General features: G+C 61.0%; 4 protein-coding genes and 1 pseudogene. 4 read left to right on the top strand and 1 reads right to left on the bottom strand.

Translation table 11 applies throughout. From position 1 onward, the window contains the following. The 3 genes and pseudogenes from NW858_RS07520 to cobW form a co-directional block, all read left to right on the top strand. Positions 1–76, top strand: a pseudogene (locus tag NW858_RS07520) (photosystem II protein D2); the annotation flags it as partial. Positions 77–287: 211 nt separating this feature from the next. Next, entirely contained in the window at positions 288–1,637 is a 1,350-nt protein-coding gene (psbC, locus tag NW858_RS07515; RefSeq protein ID WP_414335970.1) for a photosystem II reaction center protein CP43, read from the top strand. 129 nt (positions 1,638–1,766) lie between these two features. Further along, the gene (gene cobW, locus NW858_RS07510; protein ID WP_414520218.1) at positions 1,767–2,825 is read left to right on the top strand and encodes a cobalamin biosynthesis protein CobW; all 1,059 of its coding nucleotides are present in this window, start codon (positions 1,767–1,769) and stop codon (positions 2,823–2,825) included. 75 nt (positions 2,826–2,900) lie between these two features. Here cobW and NW858_RS07505 read toward each other — a convergent pair whose 3' ends face one another. Then, positions 2,901–3,857, bottom strand: coding sequence for an NAD-dependent epimerase/dehydratase family protein (locus NW858_RS07505; RefSeq protein WP_414520217.1), 957 nt, complete (start codon positions 3,855–3,857; stop codon positions 2,901–2,903). 231 nt (positions 3,858–4,088) lie between these two features. Between NW858_RS07505 and NW858_RS07500 the strand changes: the two genes are divergently transcribed. After that, entirely contained in the window at positions 4,089–5,114 is a 1,026-nt protein-coding gene (locus tag NW858_RS07500) for an ABC transporter permease (RefSeq protein WP_414339001.1), read from the top strand. Positions 5,115–5,186 lie beyond the last annotated feature (72 nt).

Below are 5,186 nucleotides of genomic sequence, written 5' to 3'. Positions count from 1 at the left end.
GATGGCGCCGCAGGACCAGCCGCACGAGCGCTTTGAGTTCCCCGAAGAAGTCCTACCCCGCGGCAACGCGCTCTAAACTGGCGCTGGCTGTCGAACGCTTGAGTTCTCTCGATCCTTCACGTGAGAGCCGGGGCCGAGCGTTCGCCTATTCAGGTCTTGGATTGGATGGGTAGGCGCTCGGCCATTCTTAAGCTCCTTTGCTTTTCACCTCTATCTTCTGCTGTACTGACTGTTACTCTTTTTGGAGGCTGGCCTCAGTGACTTCAACGACCTTTGGTTCCGCAGCGATGCAGGATCGCACCCAGGGCGGGTTTGCCTGGTGGGCCGGGAATGCTCGCTTGATCAATCTCTCCGGTCGGCTCTTGGGTGCCCACGTGGCCCACGCCGGCCTGATCGTCTTCTGGGCGGGAGCGATGCTGCTGTTTGAGGTGGCTCACTTCACGCCGGATCGGCCTATGTACGAGCAGGGCCTGATCCTGATGCCCCACGTGGCCACTTTGGGCTGGGGGGTTGGCCCGGGCGGCGAAGTTATCGACACCTACCCCTACTTTGTGATCGGCGTGCTGCACTTGATCTCCAGCGCAGTGCTGGGGTTGGGGGGCATCTATCACGCCGTGCGCGGCCCAGAAACCCTGGAGCAGTCTTTCCCCTTCTTCGGCTACGACTGGAAAGACAAGAACAAGATGACCACCATCTTGGGGATCCACCTCATCCTCTTGGGGTTGGGGGCTTTCCTGTTGGTGGCCAAGGCCATGTGGTTTGGCGGTGTCTATGACACCTGGGCTCCCGGCGGTGGCGATGTGCGAGTGATCACCAACCCCACCCTCAACCCGGCGGTGATCTTCGGCTACCTGTTCAAGTCTCCCTTCGGCGGCGACGGCTGGATCATCAGCGTGGACAACATGGAGGATGTGATCGGCGGCCATATCTACATCGGCATCATCTGCATTGCCGGTGGGATCTGGCACATCCTCACCAAGCCTTTTGGCTGGGCCCGCCGTGCCTTCATCTGGTCGGGGGAAGCTTATCTCTCCTACAGCTTGGCGGCGGTCTCGCTGATGAGCTTTATTGCCACCTGCTACATCTGGTTCAACAACACTGTTTACCCCAGCGAGTTCTACGGCCCCACCGGCCCTGAAGCCTCGCAAGCGCAAGCCCTCACCTTTATCGTGCGCGACCAGCGCCTGGGGGCGAACATCGGCCAGGCCCAAGGCCCCACCGGTCTGGGTAAGTACCTGATGCGCTCCCCCACGGGCGAGATCATCTTCGGCGGTGAGACGATGCGCTTCTGGGATGTGCGGGCGCCCTGGAAAGAGCCGCTGCTGGGCCCCAATGGCTTGGATCTGGATAAGTTGAAAAACGACATCCAACCCTGGCAAGCTCGCCGTGCGGTGGAGTACATGACCCACGCGCCACTGGGATCCCTGAACTCGGTGGGGGGTGTGGCGACCGAGATCAACACGGTGAACTTCACCAGCCCGCGCACCTGGCTGGCAGCCCACAACTTCATCTTCGGCTTCCTGTTCTTCGTTGGCCACCTGTGGCATGCCGGTCGCGCCCGTGCCGCTGCTGCCGGCTTTGAGAAAGGGATCAGCCGCGAGAACGAGCCGGTTTACCGGATGAAGCCGATCCGATAAGCACGGAAGTCTCTCGGAGATCAACCTTTGGCCCCCGGTAGGGGGCCTTTTTTTTGGGGATCCCCCCCGCCAGGATTGGCAGAGAAGGAAGAGAGGATAGAGACTGAGAAGGCTGAATGTTCGGTAAAGATGCACAAAGTCCCGGTTACGGTCATCACCGGATTTTTGGGATCCGGCAAGACCACGGTGATCCGTCACCTGTTGCTCAACAACCAGGGCCGCCGCATCGCCGTTTTGGTCAATGAGTTTGGCGAAGTGGGCATTGATGGCGAACTGCTGCGGGATTGCCAACGTTGCGAGGGAGAGGGATCCATCCCCATTTTGGAGCTGGCCAACGGCTGCCTCTGCTGCACGGTGCAGGAGGAATTTTTGCCCACCATGGAAACCCTGCTGCAACGGCGGGCGGAGCTGGACGGCATCCTGATTGAGACTTCAGGATTGGCCTTGCCTAAGCCTCTGGTGCAGGCTTTCCGCTGGCCAACCCTTCGCACCGGCGCCACGGTGGATGCGGTGATTGCAGTGGTGGACGGTCAGGCTCTGGCTTCTGGGCAACTGGTGGGGGATCGGGCGGCGCTGGAAGCGCAGCGGCAGGCCGATGAGAGCCTGGATCACGAGACGCCCATTGAGGAGCTGTTTGCGGATCAGTTGAGCTGCGCCGATTTGGTGCTGCTGAGCAAGGTGGATCAGATCCCAGCGTCACAGCGGGCCCAGGTGGAGAGCTGGCTGCGGCAACAATTGCGCCCTGAGGTTCGAGTCCTCCCCTGTGAGCGGGGCCAGGTTGCCCCAGAAGTGCTCTTGGGCTTGCAGGCGGCGGTGGAAGATCAGTTGGAGCGCCGCCCCAGCCACCACGACCACGAGGAGGAGCACGAGCACGAGGCCTTCGAGTCTTTTTACCTGAGCCTGGAGGGGGGCTATGAGCCGGGATCCCTAGTTGCCCAACTGCGTCAACTGGCTCAAGAGGAATGCCTCTACCGGGTGAAGGGGTTTGTGGCCGTGCCCCACAAGCCGATGCGGCTGGTGCTGCAGGGAGTGGGAGGGCGATTTGAAACCTACTACGACCGGCCCTGGCGCCCGCAAGAGCCGCGGTTGACCCGCCTAGTGTTCATCGGGCAGAGGCTTAACCGGGAGCGCATTGCCGCTCAGCTTCAGGGCTTGGCTCACAGAGAAGCAGCGGCCTTTACTGGTTGATCCCTGTCGGGATCCCTCACCCCCAGCCCCTCTTCCAGAGGGAGAGGGGAGTTGGCGTGACCCTATAAAAGCGGCCTAGAGGTAGGCATCTAGGAGAGAGGCCACGGTGGGGAAGTGGCAGGGCAAGCCCAGGGCTGCTGGCGAGAGGGCCGGATAGACAAAATGGCGGTGGCGCAGACAGTACTCGTCCCACGCCGAAAGCCGCACCCCAAACAGAAAAGCCAAGCTGCGGAGGAGTCCGAGGGGCAAGGGCAGGCGGAAGTAGATCCGCTTTCTGAAATAGGCGCACACCTGTTCTACGCACTCATCCACAGATAGAGGGGGATTGCCCAACACCCAATCGCCGCCACCGGGCGGATGGGCCACCCAGTGAGCCACCATCTCTGCCACATCGGCAGCGTGGATGAAGTGGAAGCTGGCATCCACCCGCAAAAAGCGGATGAGATCCAGCCAGCGGAGCACATCCTTGAGGCCGGCGGTGATGTGGGAATAGGGGTGGTGGGGGCTGCCGCCAAACAGTAGGGTGGGGTAGAGCGTCAGCAGCCGATCCGGCCAGAAGCAGCTTTCCTGCCGTTGCAGCAGCATCGCGTACTTGCTGCGGATGTAGTCGGTGCCGGCCTGGCCGGCGATGGCCAAGGGTTGTAACGCCTGATCCAAAAGGCTGGCGGTGGAAAAGTAGATCACCTGCTGGCAGCGCCGGGGATCCAACAACTGAAAGAGCTCCAGAGTGTGGGTAACATTCACCGCCCAGGTTAGAGTGGGATCCCCCCAAGCCGCCGCCATGTGGATCAGCCCATCCATCTGTTGCAGCAGGGCAGCGTGCTCGCGGATGTGCAGCAGATCGCCGGGCACCAGGGTGATGGGGGCGGGCAGCCGTTCCGGGGGCAGCCGCAGGCGGCTGGGGTTGCGAATAAGAATGTAGAGGTGGTAGGCGGGCCGCTCCGGAAACTCGGGATCCCTTTGCTGGGCCAGGCGCTCCAACACATAGTGCCCCAGACAGCCGCTAGCGCCGGTAAGAAACAGGTTTCGCAAGAGATCTTCCCAACGGCAACTCATCGAAAAAGCTTTTGACTAGTCTACCGCCTTGGCTTGCGCCTGCCGGAGCGGCTTAACCCCCAATTCCCCTGACGGCAACTCTGGGCAACTGCACCCTGTTCCAAGCCGGGCAGCAGGCTAGAAATCTGGCCGCAAGAATGGCAGCATAGTTCGACGGGAATCCCACTCCCCTTGAGATTTGGACCTTGCTCAACCCGACTTCTGCCTGTGGCCGTAACCTCCTCTTCCCCTAGCAGGCGCGCTTTCAGTCTGTGGCCACCGCTGGCCTTGGTCTTGCAGCGGCTGGCCCAAGCGGTGCCGGTGCTACTGCTGATCACGGTGCTCAGCTTTTTGCTCTTGCAACTGGCTCCCGGCGATTTTTTGGATCCCTTGCGGGCGGATCCCAGTGTCAGCCAAGAGTTTATCGCCCAGGAAGAGGCACGGCTGGGCCTGGATAAGCCCTTGATTTGGCAGTATTTGACCTGGCTGAGCAATCTGCTGCAGGGGGATTTTGGCGTCAGCTACACATACCGCGTGCCGGTGGCGCAACTCATCCTCTCTCGCGCCGGCGCCACCTTGCTGTTGGCAGTGTGCTCCGTTTTGCTAACTTGGCTAATTGCCATTCCTCTGGGGATCCTGGGGGCGCTGCGGCAGAACACTCCTTTGGATCGGGCGTTGCAGTTGCTCAGCTACCTGGGGCAGGCCATGCCCAGCTTTGTGCTGGCCATTTTGCTGCTGATCGTGGCTCAAAACGTGGGCTGGTTGCCGGTAGGGGGAATGACCAGTGTTTATTTTGCCGAGCTCGGTTGGGGGGGGAAGCTGCTGGATCTGGGCCGCCACCTGCTCTTGCCCACGCTGGCCCTGAGCATTACCAGCTTTGCCGGGCTGCAGCGGATTACCCGCGGCAACTTCTTGGACGTGCTGCGGCAGGAATACATCCAGGCGGCGCGGGCACGGGGCATTCCTGAATGGCGGGTGATCTGGCTGCATGCATTGCGCAACGCCGTCAACCCCTTGATCACGATTTTGGGCTTTGAGTTTGCCAATCTGCTCAGCGGCTCCTTCATTGCCGAGTTTTTCTTCAACTGGCCGGGGCTGGGCAAGCTGCTCTTGGAAGCCGTCCAAAGCTTTGACATCAACGTGGTGATGGCCGGGCTTTTGCTGGGAGCGGTGATGCTGATTTTGGGCAACCTATTGGCCGATCTGCTCTTGATGTGGGTAGATCCGCGGATCCGACCTGAGTCTTTGCTATGAACTACCCCACCGCGTAGGCGGGTGGGGTTTCCTCACCCGCTTGACAGCAGAGCTTTTGTCTCTTCTTCTGCC

Source organism: Synechococcus sp. H55.10 (assembly GCF_047502715.1).
Classification (GTDB): Bacteria; Cyanobacteriota; Cyanobacteriia; order Thermostichales; family Thermostichaceae; genus Thermostichus.
This window is presented reverse-complemented; position numbering and strand designations above follow the sequence as displayed.